Raw genomic sequence first — 16,211 nt, 5'->3', positions numbered from 1 at the left:
GTTCGAGCGGTGACGTCGTGTCATCGATCCGGAGCCCGTCGAAGGGAATGTCATGAAGGTCGTCGCGTCCTCCGACTGGCGAGACGACCTCGCATTCGAAACCCCGACGCTCGTGGCCGAGGTCTCGCCCGGCGAGCCCACGCGCTGCTCGGTCTGCGGCGGCTCGTCCGAGCCGTTGCCCCGCACCGAGCTGTGGGCCGTGAAGCACCGCCACCCCAAGCAGCACGGCGGGTTCGTGCGGTTCTACTGCCAGACGCACCTGCCCGTGATCCAGCGGGCTCCGGCCGCCGCCGCGCGCTCGACGGCCGCGAAGCCCGCGCGCCGCGCGGCTCCGCGCCGCAGCACCCCGGCCGAAGAGCGCCCCCGCGCGCTGTGCCCGAACTGCTTCGTGGAGGTGCCGCCCACCGGCGTCTGCGGCATGTGCGGCACGGAAGTCTGACCGCCGCACGCATACCGTCGGGCCACGCACGAAGGCGCCGGGGCCACACGAAAGCGTCTGCCCCCACACGAAAGCGTCCGGCCCCGCCGGAGAACGAGCGGGACCGGACGCGCGTCCTGGTTGGGGTCAGGACGCGGGGACGAGCACCCGATCGATGGTGTGGATGACCCCGTTCGATGCGGGGATGTTGATCTTCCACAGCACCAGCCGCGGGTCGGCCAATGCGGGCGTCTCGTCACGAAGGGCGATGCCTCGAGGCTTGACGAGGCCGCCGTTGGCCATCGTCAGCGACTTCGACGTGAGCACCTTGACGGCGCTGAGCTTCTTGCCTGACACCGCGTGATACAGCAGGATGTTCGCGATCTCGTCGGTCGTGAATGCGGTGGTGATGGTCGTCAGCGCCTCGCTCTCCGACGCCGGCCACGACCCCGTGAGGTCACGCACCAGACGCAGGAATGCGCGGTCGTTCGGCGCGAACACCGTGTAGGAGGTCGAGCGGTCGGCGAGGGCGGCGTCGAGTCCGGTCGCCAGGACGGCCTGCACGAGCAGGTCGTAGTCCCACGGGTTCTTGTCGGGCGTTCCGCCGCCCGATGCGGCGACCGCGACGTCGACGATCGATCCTCGCGGAGCCGACCCGCCGGTGGCGTGTGCGGGGACTGCGGCGAAGGTGAGGGCGGCTGCGGCCGCGACCGCGACGAGGGTGCGGATGTGCTTGTTCATCGTTCAGCTCCTTCGATGATGACGACGCGGCATCGGAAGATGGCGCTACGGGTTGTTCCCCTCGGCCGCTCGTTTCGGATGCAGCCGCCGCCGAATCCGTCGCGAACGAATCGGGTGCATCCGAATCGTGTGCATCCGCGGAATGAACTTTCGGAGGCCGAGTGAGATCGCCCTGCGCCACACCGCCCAGGCGGCAGGTCCAGGGGTAGCGTGATGCTGCGGGCCACCGAACACCGGTGACGAAGCGGAATGACATGGATCAGGACCAGGCGGCAGAGGCAGCCCTCAATGGGCGCTTCATCGCGGGCGACGAGGCCGCCCTCGCCGAGATCTATCGCCGTTGGTCGCCCGTCGTCTTCACGCTCGCCTTGCGATCTCTGGGCGATCGCACCGACGCCGAGGACGTCACTCAGCGCGTCTTCGTGTCGGCGTGGACCTCGCGCGCGTCGTTCTCACCCGCGAAGGGCAAGCTGTCGACCTGGCTGATCGCCATCACACGGCGGCGGATCGCCGACATGCACGAGTCGCGGGCGAAGATCCGTGCGCTTCACGAGGAGCTCACGCGCAACACACGCCCCGAAGACCTGGTGCGCGAACCCCCGGATGTGGCGGACGCCGTTCTGCTCGCCAACGAGATCGACCGCCTCGAGCCGGATGCCCGCCAGGTCGTGCGGCTCGCCTTCTATGACGACCTGACCCACGAGCAGATCTCCCGCAAGCTCGACATGCCACTGGGTACCGTGAAGAGCCACCTGAGACGAAGTCTCCTGCGAATGCGCGACAGATTGGAGGTCTCCCGTGTCGCACCTCGATCCTGATCAGCTCACGCTGCTCGCCCTCGGCGAGCCTGTCGCCAGCGATGCCGACACCGAGCACCTCACCGGCTGCGCCGCGTGCGCCGCCGAACTCGCCGAGCTCCGCCGAACGGCGATCATCGCCCGCGCCACGGTCGCCGACGGGCAGGTGCTCGAGGCGCCGCCGGCTCGCGTGTGGGCACGGATCGCGGAAGAGATCGGCCTGACGGATGCCGCGGCAACCGCGTCGGCGCCGGAGCCAGCGCTCGCCGGAGACATCGCCGCAACGGAGGCTGCTTCGGCTCCCGCTTCGGCTTCCGTTCAGGCTCCCGATTCCGCTCCGGCTCCCGCCCCGGCTCCCGCTCCGGCCTCCGCGTCCGCATCGCCGCCCCGCCGCCGCCGTGCCGCGGTGGCCTGGGTGCTCGCCGCGTCGCTGGTGCTGATCTCCGCGGTCGGCGCGGGCGCATGGCTCGTGAACTCGTCGCTGCGCCCGACCGTCGTCGCCGGGGCAGAACTCGAGCCGTTCCCGGCTCACCCCGGCGCCAGCGGCACCGCCGACGTCGAGGCGGGGCGTGACGGGTCTCGCACACTGACCGTGAATCTCGCCGCGGATGCGTCAGACGACGGCTACCGCGAGGTCTGGCTCATCCGCAACGACGCCGCCGCGCTCATCAGCCTCGGCGTGCTCGACGGCGACTCGGGGAGCTTCGTCATCCCCGACGGCGTCGACCTCGACGAGTACAGCATCGTCGACATCTCCGTCGAGCCGATCGACGGAGACCCCGCCCACTCGGGCGATTCGATCGTGCGCGGCCAGCTCACCTGAGCGGAGGAACCCATGAACGACGACTGGTCCGGAAGCGGGATGCCCGACGATCCGTGGCGGCTGAAGACGCCGCCGCTGACGTCGGAGTATACGATCCACCGTGATGACGACGCCGATCCGCCCCTGCTGATCTGCCAGGTCGGCTCGACGAAGCTCACCTACCTGTCGCGCGCGGTCGACGACCTGCACGAGATGCTGATCGCGCACGGCGACTGGATGCCGCTCGGCGCCGCCGACGAGCAGAAGGAGCCCGCGGCCGGCACCGTCGAGGCGTGGGGGCGGTCGCCCGACAACCCGGTCGGCGGCTGGTACGGCCAGCGCAAAGGCTACCGCGGGCGGTTCGCCATGTACCTGCCGCCGCTGCTCGAGGCGCTCGGTCTGGTCGAACTCGAGCACAACCCGCGCAACAACCGCGTGCGGGCGATCGTCCAGCCGGGGTAGCGCGAGCGCTCGACGTCCGGCGCCGCACCCGGCGCCGCCGAGGGCCGGCGGGTCAGTGCTGAACGCGTTGGAGCGCCCGGCCGGTGAAGTAGCCGACCTCGCCGCTGTCGTGTTCGACCCCGTAGACCCACCTTCCGGACGGGGTGGCGCGCACATCGATGATGGTGCCCGGCTCGCGCGGCGTGACGACGGTTTCGCCGGGCTTGAAGGCGGTTTCGGTCATGCGATCGATGCTACGACCGCAGGTGACGCGTTCGCCTCCATCGTGGGGGTCTACCGCTCCGCCACAACTTGCACGGTCGCGAGGGTCGCGTCGGCGGCGTACGCGATGCGACCGCCGTCGGCCCGCGTGGCGCGCAGTGCGTCGAGCGCCTCGACCGTGACGATCTCGCCCGGCGCCAGCACCGGAACGCCCGGGGGATAGGGGGCGATCAGCTCGGCGCAGACGCGGCCGGCCGCGGCATCCGCTCGCGCTGTCTCGTGTGGCGCGAAGAACGCATCGCGGGGCGGGATCGCCGTCTCGGCACGCACGCTCCATGCGGCCGATGCGGTGAGGCGCCGTGGTTGGCCGCGGTGCCGCTCGATCGCAGCCGTCAGCGCCTCGATCAGTCGGGCGACGGTCGATTCGTCGTCGGCGAGCGTGATGATCGGCACGAGTACATCGCGGTCGGCCATCTCGAGCGTCATGCCGTGGGCGAGCAGGTCGGCTTCGATCGCGTGCCCGTGCGCGCCCGTGCCGGCGAGCAGCACGACGAGCTTGGCGGGATCGACGGCGAGCGGTCCCTCCGGGTGCGACGCGGGGCGGTCGACGAGCACCTCGGCGCCCTCGATCGCCGACAGCGCCGAACGCGCCACGTCCACGAGCTGCACGAGCCGGCCGACGAGCTCAGCGCCGTCCCGCTGCAGCAGGGCGCGCGAGGCGTCGGCGCTCGCGAGGATCGCGCCTGCGGCGCTGGTGGTGGCGGATGCCTCGAACCCGCGCTCCAGCCGGTCGGGGTCGAGCAGTCCGCCCGCGCGGCTGGTGCGAGCGAGCAGCAGCGCGGACTGGCTCCACGCGGGGAGGGTCTTGTGCGCGCTCGTGATGAGCGCGTCGGCGCCGCGGGCGAGGGCGTGGTCGGGCACGCTGGGCGAGAAGCCGAAGTACGCGGCCCACGCAGCGTCGACGACGAGCGGCACGCCGGCCGCGTGCGCCACGTCGGCGAGGCCCGCGATGTCAGACATCGTGCCGACGTACGACGGGTCGCCGACGAGCACGCCGCACGCGTCGGGATTTGCGGCCAGCGCGGCCTCGACCGCCTCGACCGGCACAGCGCCGGGCAGGCCGGTCGCCGCGTCAATCGAAGGGTGCACCCACACCGGACGCAGCCCCGCGAGCACGAGGCCCAGCAGCACCGAGCGGTGCAGGGTGCGCGAGACGATCACGCTCTGCCCCGGCTGACCGAGCGCGAGCACCGAGGCCTGGTTCGCGTGGGTCGAGCCGCCCACCGAGAAGCGGCACCAGTCCACGCCCCACGCCTCGGCCGCGCGGGTCTCGGCGGTCGCGAGCAGCGCGTGATCCTGCTTCATCGTGTCGAGCCCGGCGAGCATCGGCACGTCGCCGGCGATCACGTCACCCACGAGGTCGCGGCGGTGCTTGTGCCCCGGGATGCTGAACGGCATCGACCGGCCGTCGCGCACATCGCCCGTGAACCGCAGCCACGCCTCGAGCAGCGGGGCGTCGGCGGCGTAGCCGCGAGGGTCGCGGGGATCGGTCGCGCTCATGCGGGCACCTCCAGGAATCGTCCGACGGCCTCGGTCACGGCGACGGCGTAGCGCTCGACCTGCGCGACCTCGACCCACTCGTCGATCGCGTGCAGTCCGCCGCCCGCCGGTCCGCACACCACGGTCGGCACGCCCGCCGCCTGCCAGAGCGCCGACTCCATCCAGTACGGCGCGCCGATGGACTCGGGATGCCGCGATCCGGCGCTCTCGAGCGCTTCGGCGAGCAGCGTGCTGAACGCGGCGGCGCTGCCTGCGGCATCCGCTTCCCATGCCTCCCGCGCGTGGGTGAGCCGGACGTCCGCGGTGAGTCCGGGTGAGCGCGATGTGATCGCGTCGACGAGCGCGCGCACGTCGTGCAGCGCGTCGGCGGCGGCTTCGCCGGGCAGGGTGCGCCGCTCGACCGTGACCTCCGCGGTCGCCGCGACGGTGAACGGCGCCGACCCCGCTCGCACGACGGTCGCCATGAGAGAGCCGGAGGGGAGGAGCGGATGCTGCGCCCGCCGCCGCAGGTCGGCATCGGCCGCGGCGATCGAGGTGAGCAGCTCGCCGGTCGCGCGGGCGGCATCGACGCCTTCGTCGGGCTGCGACGAGTGCGCGGCCCTGCCGTGGAACGCGACCTCGACGACCGCGTAGCCGCGGTGCGCGGCGGCGAAGTCGAGCCAGGTGGGCTCGCCGATGAGGCAGATGTCCATGTGCACATCGCGCTCGGCGAGATGCGCGAGTACGGCTTCGGCACCGACGCTGGCGTTCTCCTCGTCGGCGACGAGCGCGACGATCACCGTGCCGGGAGCGTCGAGCGCGGCCAGTCGCTCGGCGGCGACGACGAGCCCGGCGACGCCGCCCTTCATGTCGCTCGCGCCGCGGCCGGTGAGACGGCCATCGATGATCCGCGGTTCGAAGGGCTGCGGCATCCCGTCCACTCCCACCGTGTCGAGATGGCCGTTGAGCACCACGGTGCGGCCAGGACGCGCGCCGGTGCGCTGCGCCAGCACGCTGACACGGCGCGGGTCGGCCGCAGCCGCGATCAGCTCGACCGCATAGCCCGCAGCCCCGAGCCGCTCGGCGAGGACAGACGCGACGCGCCCTTCGCCCTCGGCCGAGGGAACGAGGCTGGGACTCACGCTGTCGATTGCGACCAGCGTGGCGGTGAGGTCGACGGCGGCGCCGCCGAGATCGGTGGGGGAGGGCACGGTCCGACGATAGCGCGGGGCCGCGGGCCGCCCGTCAGCGCTGCAGCAGGGTGTCGGGCCGGAGGTCGAGCCGGCGCAGCAGCTGGGCGTTGAGGGCGACGACGATGGTCGACAGCGACATCAGGATGGCGCCGACCGACATCGGCAGCACGAAGCCGATGGGCGCGAGGATGCCCGCGGCGAGGGGGACCGAGATGAGGTTGTAGCCGGCGGCCCACCACAGGTTCTGCTTCATCTTGCGGTAGCTCGCGCGCGACAGCTCGATCACCGAGAGCACCGAGCGGGGGTCGTCGCTGGCGAGGATCACGCCGGCCGAGGCGATGGCGACGTCGGTGCCGGCGCCGATCGCGATGCCGACGTCGGCCTGCGCCAGCGCGGGGGCGTCGTTGACGCCGTCGCCGACCATCGCGACCTTGCGTCCTTCGTGCTGCAGCTGCGCGACCTTCGACGCCTTGTCCTCGGGGCGCACGCCGGCGAAGTAGCGGTCGATGCCCAGCTCGGCGGCGACAGAGGCGGCCACGGCTTCGGCGTCGCCGGTGATCATGACGACCTGCACTCCGCGGTCCTGCAGCGCGCTCACCGCCTGGCGCGACTCGGGCCGGATCTCGTCGGCGAGCCGCAGCGCACCGGCCACCTCGCCGTCGACGAGCACGTGCAGGATGATCGCACCCTCGCCCCGCCACGCGTCGGCGACGGCGAGCTCGGTGGTGCCAGTCTCGTCGAGCAGGTGCGGGCCGCCGACCTGCACGCGGTGGCCGTCGACATGGGCCGAGACGCCGACCGCGGGCGCCGATGTGAAGCCGGTCGCGCGCCAAGTCGTGAGGTCGCGATCGCGTGCGGCGGTCACGATGGCGCGGGCGAGCGGATGCTCCGAATCAGCCTCCGCCGCGGCGGCCAGCGCCAGCACGCGGTCGGCGTCGCGACCGTCGGCGGGCTCGATCGCCGTCACCGCGGGGGCGCCCTTGGTGAGGGTGCCGGTCTTGTCGAAGAGCACCGAGTCGACCGTGCGCATGCTCTCGAGCGCAAGGCGGTCCTTGATCAGCACGCCGCTGCGGGCGGCGCGCTCGGTCGCGATCGACACGACGAGCGGGATCGCGAGGCCCAGCGCGTGGGGGCACGCGATCACGAGCACGGTGATCGTGCGGATGACGGCCTCGTCGGGGTAGCCGAGCAGCGACCACACGACCGCGGTGATCGCCGCCGCGCCGAGCGCGAACCAGAACAGCCAGCCCGCCGCGCGGTCGGCGAGACGCTGCGCACGCGACGACGAGTTCTGCGCCTCGGTGACGAGGCGACGGATGCCGGCGAGCGCGGTGTCTTCACCGACCGCGGTGATGCGCACGCGAAGGCCGGAGTCGGTGGCGACCGTTCCCGCGACGACCGGATCGCCGTCGCCGCGGCGGACCGGGCGGGACTCGCCGGTGATCATCGACTCGTCCATGCTGGCCGTACCCTGCACGACGGTGCCGTCGGCGGGCACGCGGCCGCCGGGGCGCACGACGACGACGTCGCCGAGCTCGAGGTCGGCCGGAGCGACCGTGACCGTCGAGTCGCCGACGACCTTCTCGGCCTCGTCGGGCAGCAGCGCCGCGAGGGAGTCGAGCGCGTTGGTGGTCTGCGCGAGCGAGCGCATCTCGATCCAGTGCCCGAGGAGCATGATCACGATGAGCAGGGCGAGCTCCCACCAGAAGTCGAGCTCGTGGTGCAGCATCGCGAGACTCGCTCCCCACGACGCGACGAACGCGACCGTGATCGCTAGCCCGATCAGCAGCATCATGCCGGGCTTGCGGGCGCGCAGTTCGCCGACGGCGCCGGTGAGGAACGGTGCGCCGCCCCAGACGTACATGACGGTGCCGAGCACGGGGGAGACCCACGGCACCCAGGCGGCGTCGGGCAGCGAGTAGCCGAGGATCATCGCGAACATCGCCGAGAACCCGACGACGGGGATGGCGAGCAGCAGATTCCACCAGAAGAGCGTGCGGAAGCGGGCGACGTGGTCGCCGTGGCCGGCGTGGCCGGCGTGGCCGGTGTGGTCTTGGTGGCCGGCGTGGTGGTGAGCGTGCTCGCTGTGACCGGAGGGGGAGTGGGATGCCGCGCCCGCCGCCTCAACGGCCGAGGCGGTGCGGTGGTGGGGGTTGTGCTCACCCGGTGCCGGGTGATGCGGGCGGTTCTGGTGCTCGTCCATGAGGCTCTCCTCCGTGCTGTCAACGTCTGGAGTCGACAACGAGGGTACCCCCCTAGGGTATTCCCCGTCGAGTCGGCGTACTGTCCGTGCGATACGCGAAGTCCTAGGGCAACCCTGAGGGTTCGCAGCCGCAACCCCCGCGGCGTCAACCCTAGAGTCGATCGGGTTGGCCAAGTCCTCGGGGGGAAAAGCAGTGAGAAGTATTCGCGCGCGCGTCGCGATCGTCATGGGTGCCGCGATGGTGGCTTCGGGGCTGGTGTTCGTGTCGCCGGCCGGCGCGTCGGCGGTGACGGCGGCGGAGCTTCCCGCGATGCTGACGACCGCGGCCGAGACCACGGTCCCGCAGTACAACCGTGATCGGTTCGAGCACTGGATCGATGCCGACGGCGACGGGTGCAACACCCGCTACGAAGTGCTCATCGAGGAGTCGACGAGCCCGGTCACCGTCGGAAGCGGCTGCTCGTTGACGGGTGGCACGTGGGTGTCGGCGCTCGACGGCGCCACGGCGACCACTCCCGCCGAGATCGAGATCGACCACCTCGTTGCGCTGGCCGAGGCATGGCGGTCGGGTGCGTCGGCGTGGACCGACGCGCAACGACGTGACTTCGCGAATGACCTTGGCGTCCCTTATGCGCTGAACGCCGCATCGTCGACGGCGAACCAGTCGAAGGCCGACCACGACCCGGCGGAGTGGATGCCGTCCAACGCGGCGTACCACTGCGAGTATGCGATCTCCTGGTCGCTGATGAAGTATCGGTGGGCGCTGGCGGTCGATGCCGCCGAGCTCGCCCAGCTGCAGACGCTCCTCTCCGGAGCGTGCGGAGCGACCGAGGTCACCCTCCCTACCGTCATGGCTGCGGAGGCGCCCACCCCGACGCCGACGACCGTGATCGACCCCTTCGCGGAGGGTGAGACGCGTCTCGCCGGTGCCGACCGCTACGCCACTGCCCTCAGCGTGGCCAGCCGGTATCAGCCCGGCGTGCCCGCGGTGTTCGTCGCGACGGGACTCAACTTCCCCGATGCGCTGTCGGCTGCGGCAGCCGCCGCGCTGGTCGGTGGGCCGCTGCTCTTGACCCCTTCCGCGACGCTGCCCGCTGCCGTGAAAGCCGAGATCCAGCGGCTGAATCCCACTGACATCTACGTCGTCGGCGGCACCGGAGCCGTGTCTGCGGGGGTGCTGAACAGCCTGTCCACCATCGCGCCTACGACGCGCCTCGGCGATGCCGATCGGTATCTGACGGGTCTCAAGATCGTCGGGGCGACGTTCGACGCCGCTGACACCGCGTTCATCGCCACCGGTCGTGGCTTCCCGGACGCCCTTGCCGCGACCGGCGCAGCCGGGGCTTTGAAGGCACCGGTGATCCTCGTCGACGGCACGAAGTCGTCAGTGCCGTCGAGCACGCTCGCCGAGCTGGCGCGCCTCGGTGTGCAGAACGTCGCGCTGGTCGGCTCCTCTTCTGCAGTGTCGAGCGGGATCCAGAGTCAGCTGGCCAGCGCCGGCTATTCCGTCGCTCGCTACGGCGGCGCGGACCGCTACGCGACCGCTGCGGCCATCAATGACTCGTTCTTCGGGTACGGCAGCACCGACACCCTCTTCCTCGCCACGGGTGGCAACTTCCCGGATGCTCTCGCCGGTGCCGCCATGGCCGGTCGTCTCGCCGCGCCCCTCTACATCACATCGCCAGGCTGTGTGCCGACGTCGGTTCGTGAATCGATCAGCCAGCTCGGTGCGACCAAGAACGTGATCCTTGGCTCCGCGTCCGTCGTCAGCAGCGCGGCGGCGTCCAACACCGGCTGCCTGACGTCATCCATTCCGACGATCTCCGGAACGGCGAAGGTGGGCTACACCCTCACCGCGAACGCAGGTTCGTGGACGCCGGGTGCGGCGCTTGCCTACCAGTGGTACGCCAACGGCTCGGCGCTCGGCGGGGGCACGTCCCTCAAGCTGACCGCCGCGCATCAGGGCAAGAAGATCACGGTGCGGGTGACCGGGTCTCTGAGCGGATACGTCACCGTCGCGCACACCTCGAGGGCGACGGCATCCGTCGCCGCGGCCGCCGTCGCTCCGCCTCCTGCGCCTGCGCCGCCGCGCTACCCGAACGCCGTGACGCCGGGAGCATTCTGCGCCAAGCAGTACGCGGGCTGGATCGCCTACACGGTGACGGGAGTGAAGATGATGTGCAAGACCTCGGCGACCGACACCCGCCTCCGCTGGCGAGCCGCTTAGGTCACGCCCTCACCCCAGCCTTTCGTCAAGGTCTTGAAGGGTCGCGCGCTGACGGCGAGACGGAACCCTGAATGCCGCCCGGATCACACGCGTCACGACACGTTGCATGGCAGGTGCCGCAGACCCGCTACACCGTCGATGAGCCCCGCTCGTGTTCGTCGGCGGTCGGCGGCTCGAAGACCAGCATCCATTCTCTGAGGCTGGCCTCCGGAATGTGGAATGTGCCGGCAGGCAGGTCTGCGTTCCTCGCTGTGATGCGTTCGAGGAGCTGCGCGGCCGAGGCATCCGCATAGTGGATACTGACTTCCGCCCCGAGATCGCGCGCCCGTTCGCGGAAGTCGTTCCGCTCCTGCCTGGTCCAGAAGCCGAAGTCGAGCACGACGTCCACACCGAGTGCCAGAACGCGCGCCGCGGTCTGCCAGAGAAGCGCCTCGATCGCCGTGTGCCGGGCGTCGTGCACCGCCCAGTCCGTCTCGGTGCTGTCGTCATGAACGTCGTTGCCGAACAGCTCGACGTGCCACTCATCGACCGTCAGGCGCAGCGCGGAATGCTGACGCTCGACGGTGCGGGCGAGCGTGGTCTTGCCGCTGCCGGGTAGGCCGACCATGAGGTGAAGCGTTGCCATGGCGCCTATCCAAGCAAGAACGGGGGTGCGCGGGGGAGCGGTAGAGTGCGTGCCCGGCCTTCGGTCTCGTGGGGGCCGGGCCATGGCGGGGGCGGGGTTCGATCCCTATCTTGGATGGCAGTGCGCCGCTCAGCGACGTCCGGAGGGAGTCACCTGATGGAGAAGCCGATCGAGAGCCTGGCGGCATCCGTGCCCTCGTGGGGCGCGAAGATGGCGTTCGGCGAAAGCGTCACGATCGACGGCCGCGAGGTCGTGCCGGCGGCGCTCGTCGTCTTCGGCTTCGGCGGTGGCGGCGGGTCGGGAAAGTGGCCGCAGCGGGGCGAGATGCCGGAGGGCCAGGGTGAGGGCACGGGCGGCGGAGGCGGTGGTTACGTACTGCCCATCGGAGCGTGGGTGAGCGGGCCGAACGGGCCCAGGTTCCTGCCCAACCCGGTGGCCATCATCATCGTGAGCGCGCCGCTCGTGTCGGCCGTCGGTTGGGCGCTCGCGCGCATCATCGGAGCGCTGCGCTGGCGGTGAGAACACGCTGCGCCTGCGGTAGGAAAGCGCTCCACCGCGGAACCCGCTCTCACGTGGGATTCGTTCGGCGAATTGCTGCACGATGTGCTCTAGCGGAGCGGCGGTGTGAGTCCTATCGTGCTGGGGCGTCGGGCCCCTGGGCGCATCCCTCATCGCCGGTAGCGTCGCCCGCCGCGGCGGCGCCATGTGATTGGAAGCCGCAATGCCTGAAACCCCCACGATCGTCCTCGTCCACGGCGCCTGGGCCGACTCATCGAGCTGGAACGCCGTGATCCCCACCCTCCAGTCGGAGGGCTACACCGTGCTCGCGCCGCCGAACGAGCTGCGCGGACTCACGAGCGACTCGGCGTATGTCGCATCCTTCCTCGCGCAGCGCACGTCGGGTCCGGTGGTGCTCGTCGGCCACTCGTACGGGGGAGCGGTCATCACCAACGCCGGCCTGTCGGGCGACGTGCGCGCGCTCGTCTACGTCGACGCGTTCATCCCCGACGAGGGCGAGACAGTCCTCGGCATCCTCGACGGCTCCGGCTCGGCGCTCGCCGTCGCCGATCCCACGACAGTGCTGGATCTTGCGGGCTACCCCGGTGCGCCGGAGGGAGCAGCGGATGCCTGGCTCAAGCCCGACGTCGTCCACAACTCGTTCGCGCAGGACCTGCCGGAGCAGGATCGCTGGCTCATCGCGGCGACGCAGCGGCCGGCATCCATCGTCGCGAATGTCACACCGTCGGGTCCTGCCGCGTGGAAGACGATCCCCAGCTGGGCCGTGCTCGGCACCGAGGACAAGGTGATCCCGATCGAGACGAAGCGCCGCATGGCGGCGCGGGCCGGGTCGACCGTGACCGAGGTCGATGCGTCGCATGTGTCGATGATCTCGCACCCGGATGTCACGCTGGCGGCGATCCGGGCGGCTGTGGCCTCGGTGGGGTGAGACTCGGTCGCTAGCCCAGCTCGCCGGGCGTGGGCGGTTCGAACATGAGCATCCACTCGTTCAGGGTGGCCTCGGGAATGTGGAAGGTGCCTGCGGTGAGGTCGGCGTTCCTGGCGCGGATCCGTTCGAGGAGCGCCTCGCTCGAGGCATCCGTGAAGTGAATCCTGAACCCGGCGCCGAGCGCCGCCGCTCGTGCTCTGAAGTCGTCGCGTTCGGCCCTGGTCCAGAAGCCAAAGTCGAGGATCACGTCCACGCCCAGTCCGAGCGATCGCGCGGCGATGTGCCACAGCAGCGCCTCGATGGTGGAATGCCGAGCGTTGTGGAGAGCCCACTCCGCCTCATCGCTGTCGTCACGGACGTCGTTGCCGAAGAGCTCGATGTGCCATTCGTCGACGGACAGGCGCAGTGCGGGGAGCTCCGTCTCGAGCTCGCGGGCGAGGGTGGTCTTGCCGCTGCCGGGGAGCCCGACCATGAGGTGAAGAGTTGCCATCGAGCCCGATCCAATGTGCGACGCGTGACGTCTGAGATCCGCGCGACGACTCTATCGCCGTGCCGAGTGGACCCGAAGAAGCATCGTTCGGACAGCGCTTGCTCAGGAATCGGTCAGCCTCCGCTCAAGCGACCGTGTCGAGCGCCAGCGCAACCATAGGTTCGAACTGGCGCGCACCAATGGCGGGGGATGTCTGGGCGAAGAGCTCATCGCCTTCGTCGTCGTGCGCCCGACCGGGGGGTCTGCCAACTCATGGATGTTCAGCGTCCGCGCGCAGTCGCTCGGTTTGTCACGCGGCCCCCAGAGCCGTCCCACACCGAAAGAGAACTATGACCGACGCGCAGCAGCCCACGTCCTACCCCACGCAGACCCAGCAGCCGCAGGCCTACCAGCCGCAGCCCCAGGGATACCAGCCTCAGCAGCCGGCGTTCGTGCCGCCCGCGGGCGGGCCCGCGAAGCCGAAGCCTGCGCGCAACGTGCTCGGCATCGTCGCCCTCGCAGTGTCTGTGGTCGGTTTCATCTTCGCCTGCATTCCTGGTGCGCTCATCGTCGGCTGGGTCCTGCTGCCGGTCGGCTTCATCCTCGGAATCATCTCGCTGTTCCTCAAGGACAAGGCGAAGTGGCAGGGGCTCACGGCGATCATCGTCTCGGTCGTCGGCACGATCGTCGGCTTCATCGTGTTCTTCGCCGTCGTCGCAACCTCGTTCAACAACGCGTTCCAGTCCGAGGTCAACATCAGCACCAATGACGACTCAGCTGTCGTCGAGGAGGATGCTGCGGCCGCCGAGGATGACGCACCCGCGGCAGGCACTCGCGAGAACCCCGCTCCGCTGGGTTCGGCCGTGGAGGGCGAGGACTGGACGGTCGTCATCAACTCGGTGACGACCGGCGCGACCGACCAGATCCTCGCGGAGAACCAGTTCAACGAGGCACCCGACGCGGGAACCGAGTACATCCTCATCAACTACACCGTGACCTACACCGGCGAAGACGCAGAGGGTGGGATGCCCGTGATGGTCGGCCTCGAGTACGTCACCGCTGCCGGCGTGACCGTCGACCCGCTGGACAAGATGCTCATGGGCCCCGACGAGATGGACTCGATGAGCACCCTCTACAACGGCGCCTCGGCGACCGGCAACGAGGCACTGCAGGTCCCGACGCCCGCGGACGGCGTTCTGGCCGTGCGCCCGGGCATGTTCGCCGACACGGTGTTCGTCGCGATCAAGTAGGGCACGGCGGTGGTGGCGGGCCGGGGGAGCAACTACCCCCGGCCCGCTTTCCTTCTGTGAGGGGCCAGCCAGACCCCTGGAGGGACTCGAACACGTTTTGAGCATTTTGCATAGCGCCATTGAACGACAACTTCCGCGGAACCACGCGGATTTTCCGAGCCGCGACGACATCAACCGACGTCCGAAAACAGCCAACGGCGAATGGAATGCGGCCAAAATGCGGGCAAGAGTTGCCAGTCCTAAAGCGAGCTCCAGGCTCATTCCAGAACTGGATGCGGCCAAACCGGTATTGGCCACAACCTGAAGCACCTGATTTTGGGCGGTCTGCTCGCAGGCGCTCGTCTTGCTTTGCAAAGTGCTCAAATGCGGCTCAACGTATCCCCATGGTGTCAGCGACCGATCGAGGGCCCCGATGAACCTGGGCGGACGACAGGTCCGCTGAACTGCTCGCGGAGCTGCTGCTCGCGAGCCTGAACAAGCACCTCGCGACCGGTGGCTTCGTCGACAAGACCCGCAACGCGGGCGCGATTCATCATGCGCGTCGCGGTGCTGACGCTGACGCCGAGCTCTTCCGAGACGAGCTTGAGCGGACCGTCGTTGATTACCGAGGCCAGCCGGTACAGCCTGACCGCCTCGCGCAGGTTCTGCTCCTCGGAGCGCGACGCGTCCGCCCGCAGTCGGGTCAGGTACTGTCCGTAGGTCTCGGGCTCGGACAGACCACCGTCGACGCGGACAACGCGAGCTGCAGCCCACTTGACGATGGCCTGCACTCGGAGGTCGCGCAGTAGCGTGGTGGTCACCTCATCGCCCTGGCCGCTCCGATCCACTCGAATCGACTCAGCCGCTGCCCGCCGCAGCGTCGGGTCGTACACGACGTGCGCACGCACGGCACCCGGAACGTCAGGAATGCCGGTAACCACGGCGACCCACGAGCGTGGGATGTGAATGCCGTCGCCGGCGTCGAGGATCTCGTCGTCGACCAGTTCGATCGAGAGTTCAGGCATGCTGCGAGTTTCCCAGTTTCGGGAAGCGCGAGCAAGTGATGACATCGAGCACTCACGGGTGTACAGTGCGTGAGCAAGTGATGACATCTACCATCCATCGAAGGAGAAAGTCGTGAACTCATCGCCGAATTCGCTTGCCCTGACGATGAAGGATGCCGCGAAGCTCGTCGGCGTCGACTACCGAACAATCAAGCTCGGGATCGAGAGCGGAACCATCCCCACGGTTCAACTCGGCCCGCGCCGGATGATCCCTCGCGCCGGTCTGCTGCGCGCCTTCGGCGTCGACGCCTGATTGCGGCGCGACGGGCGGTGCTGCCCATCGTCCAAGCAGCCGGCACGGACGGCATGATCCCCAATCGGGCAACGCGCGTAAGCGGGACGGCGCGAACGGCCTTCGGGCCGTTCGTTCGGCAGCCTCATACGGGGAACGCGCGGACGGGATCCCGGCAGCGTTCGATCGCATCCCCGGCTGTGAATGCCTTCAGCGAAAGAGGCTGAGCATGCCGACGGTGAGGGTGGCCAACATGGCAAGCGGGCTCAGCACAAGGGCGAGCGCCCAACTACGACGCCGGTTGCGCGCGGCCGTGACGGTGTTCCGAAGCTCAGCGAACGCGGCGAGGTCGGCTGCCGGGATGTTGGGATGACCCCAGGTGGCCGAGGCGGCTGCTATGCGGCTCAATTCGGCTACTTCGTCAGCTCTGAGCACCGCCACCCTGCTCTGCAGCCATCGGGGCAGTCGTGGGGCGGCGAGGACGACGGAGCCTGACCCGGTTTCCCGGACGGTTCTTGTGTGTTGATCATGCCGCGATTTCTGCGGCGGTGTGAAGTGCTTC

18 protein-coding genes are annotated in these 16,211 nt (G+C 69.8%); 9 read left to right on the top strand and 9 right to left on the bottom strand.

Features of this window, described 5'->3' with window-relative positions:
• The first annotated feature begins 52 nt into the window (after nt 1-52).
• Nucleotides 53-439: a glucose-6-phosphate dehydrogenase gene (locus H9622_RS06910; protein ID WP_191765677.1), complete on the top strand. Its 387-nt coding sequence runs from the start codon at nt 53-55 to the stop codon at nt 437-439.
• Between the two features lie 126 nt (nt 440-565).
• Here H9622_RS06910 and H9622_RS06905 read toward each other — a convergent pair whose 3' ends face one another.
• On the bottom strand, nt 566-1,159 hold the full coding sequence (locus H9622_RS06905; RefSeq protein ID WP_191765676.1) for a fasciclin domain-containing protein: 594 nt from the start codon (nt 1,157-1,159) through the stop codon (nt 566-568).
• A 254-nt stretch (nt 1,160-1,413) separates the two neighbouring features.
• On the opposite strand from H9622_RS06905, the gene H9622_RS06900 reads away from it, so the two are divergent.
• Genes H9622_RS06900 through H9622_RS06890 form a run of 3 tightly spaced genes read left to right on the top strand, consistent with a single transcriptional unit; the run spans nt 1,414 to nt 3,220 of the window.
• A complete protein-coding gene (locus tag H9622_RS06900) occupies nt 1,414-1,977 on the top strand; it encodes an RNA polymerase sigma factor (protein ID WP_191765675.1) in 564 nt (187 codons plus the stop codon).
• On the top strand, nt 1,958-2,779 hold the full coding sequence (locus tag H9622_RS06895; protein WP_191765674.1) for an anti-sigma factor: 822 nt from the start codon (nt 1,958-1,960) through the stop codon (nt 2,777-2,779). Before H9622_RS06900 ends, H9622_RS06895 begins: the two co-directional genes overlap by 20 nt.
• A gap of 12 nt (nt 2,780-2,791) precedes the next feature.
• Nucleotides 2,792-3,220, top strand: a complete 429-nt coding sequence (locus H9622_RS06890) for a DUF6855 family protein (RefSeq protein ID WP_191765673.1) — start codon at nt 2,792-2,794, stop codon at nt 3,218-3,220.
• A 52-nt stretch (nt 3,221-3,272) separates the two neighbouring features.
• Here the strand turns inward: H9622_RS06890 and H9622_RS06885 are convergent, their stop codons facing one another.
• The 4 genes from H9622_RS06885 to H9622_RS06870 are packed head-to-tail and all read right to left on the bottom strand — an operon-like array spanning nt 3,273 to nt 8,356.
• Complete coding sequence (locus tag H9622_RS06885; protein ID WP_191765672.1) at nt 3,273-3,443, bottom strand: hypothetical protein; 171 nt, start codon at nt 3,441-3,443, stop codon at nt 3,273-3,275.
• Nucleotides 3,444-3,493: 50 nt separating this feature from the next.
• Complete coding sequence (locus H9622_RS06880) at nt 3,494-4,981, bottom strand: aminotransferase class I/II-fold pyridoxal phosphate-dependent enzyme (RefSeq protein WP_191765671.1); 1,488 nt, start codon at nt 4,979-4,981, stop codon at nt 3,494-3,496.
• Nucleotides 4,978-6,171, bottom strand: a complete 1,194-nt coding sequence (locus H9622_RS06875; protein WP_191765670.1) for a M20/M25/M40 family metallo-hydrolase — start codon at nt 6,169-6,171, stop codon at nt 4,978-4,980. Before H9622_RS06875 ends, H9622_RS06880 begins: the two co-directional genes overlap by 4 nt.
• Nucleotides 6,172-6,205: 34 nt before the next feature.
• Nucleotides 6,206-8,356: a heavy metal translocating P-type ATPase gene (locus H9622_RS06870; protein WP_191765669.1), complete on the bottom strand. Its 2,151-nt coding sequence runs from the start codon at nt 8,354-8,356 to the stop codon at nt 6,206-6,208.
• A gap of 193 nt (nt 8,357-8,549) precedes the next feature.
• Between H9622_RS06870 and H9622_RS06865 the strand changes: the two genes are divergently transcribed.
• A complete protein-coding gene (locus tag H9622_RS06865) occupies nt 8,550-10,583 on the top strand; it encodes a cell wall-binding repeat-containing protein (RefSeq protein ID WP_191765668.1) in 2,034 nt (677 codons plus the stop codon).
• Nucleotides 10,584-10,710: 127 nt separating this feature from the next.
• Here H9622_RS06865 and H9622_RS06860 read toward each other — a convergent pair whose 3' ends face one another.
• Nucleotides 10,711-11,190 (bottom strand): AAA family ATPase, encoded by a 480-nt coding sequence (locus H9622_RS06860; RefSeq protein ID WP_191765667.1) that lies wholly within the window; start codon nt 11,188-11,190, stop codon nt 10,711-10,713.
• Nucleotides 11,191-11,364: 174 nt separating this feature from the next.
• Between H9622_RS06860 and H9622_RS06855 the strand changes: the two genes are divergently transcribed.
• Both H9622_RS06855 and H9622_RS06850 read left to right on the top strand, forming a co-directional pair.
• A complete protein-coding gene (locus tag H9622_RS06855) occupies nt 11,365-11,727 on the top strand; it encodes a spore germination protein GerW family protein (RefSeq protein ID WP_191765666.1) in 363 nt (120 codons plus the stop codon).
• A 202-nt stretch (nt 11,728-11,929) separates the two neighbouring features.
• Nucleotides 11,930-12,655: an alpha/beta fold hydrolase gene (locus tag H9622_RS06850; RefSeq protein WP_191765665.1), complete on the top strand. Its 726-nt coding sequence runs from the start codon at nt 11,930-11,932 to the stop codon at nt 12,653-12,655.
• Between the two features lie 10 nt (nt 12,656-12,665).
• Here H9622_RS06850 and H9622_RS06845 read toward each other — a convergent pair whose 3' ends face one another.
• Nucleotides 12,666-13,145: an AAA family ATPase gene (locus tag H9622_RS06845; protein WP_225221818.1), complete on the bottom strand. Its 480-nt coding sequence runs from the start codon at nt 13,143-13,145 to the stop codon at nt 12,666-12,668.
• A gap of 329 nt (nt 13,146-13,474) precedes the next feature.
• Here H9622_RS06845 and H9622_RS06840 point away from each other — a divergent pair, with 329 nt between their 5' ends.
• Entirely contained in the window at nt 13,475-14,374 is a 900-nt protein-coding gene (locus H9622_RS06840; RefSeq protein ID WP_225221817.1) for a DUF308 domain-containing protein, read from the top strand.
• Between the two features lie 389 nt (nt 14,375-14,763).
• Here the strand turns inward: H9622_RS06840 and H9622_RS06835 are convergent, their stop codons facing one another.
• The gene (locus H9622_RS06835) at nt 14,764-15,378 is read right to left on the bottom strand and encodes a hypothetical protein (RefSeq protein WP_191765664.1); all 615 of its coding nucleotides are present in this window, start codon (nt 15,376-15,378) and stop codon (nt 14,764-14,766) included.
• Nucleotides 15,379-15,490: 112 nt separating this feature from the next.
• Here H9622_RS06835 and H9622_RS06830 point away from each other — a divergent pair, with 112 nt between their 5' ends.
• On the top strand, nt 15,491-15,670 hold the full coding sequence (locus H9622_RS06830) for a helix-turn-helix domain-containing protein (protein WP_318247053.1): 180 nt from the start codon (nt 15,491-15,493) through the stop codon (nt 15,668-15,670).
• A gap of 189 nt (nt 15,671-15,859) precedes the next feature.
• On the opposite strand, the gene H9622_RS15805 is transcribed toward H9622_RS06830, so the two are convergent.
• Nucleotides 15,860-16,211, bottom strand: a 352-nt coding sequence (locus H9622_RS15805; RefSeq protein WP_225221816.1) for a hypothetical protein, incomplete at its 5' end; no start/stop codon positions are given.

This window comes from Microbacterium gallinarum (genome assembly GCF_014837165.1).
Lineage (GTDB): Bacteria > Actinomycetota > Actinomycetes > Actinomycetales > Microbacteriaceae > Microbacterium > Microbacterium gallinarum.
This window is presented reverse-complemented; position numbering and strand designations above follow the sequence as displayed.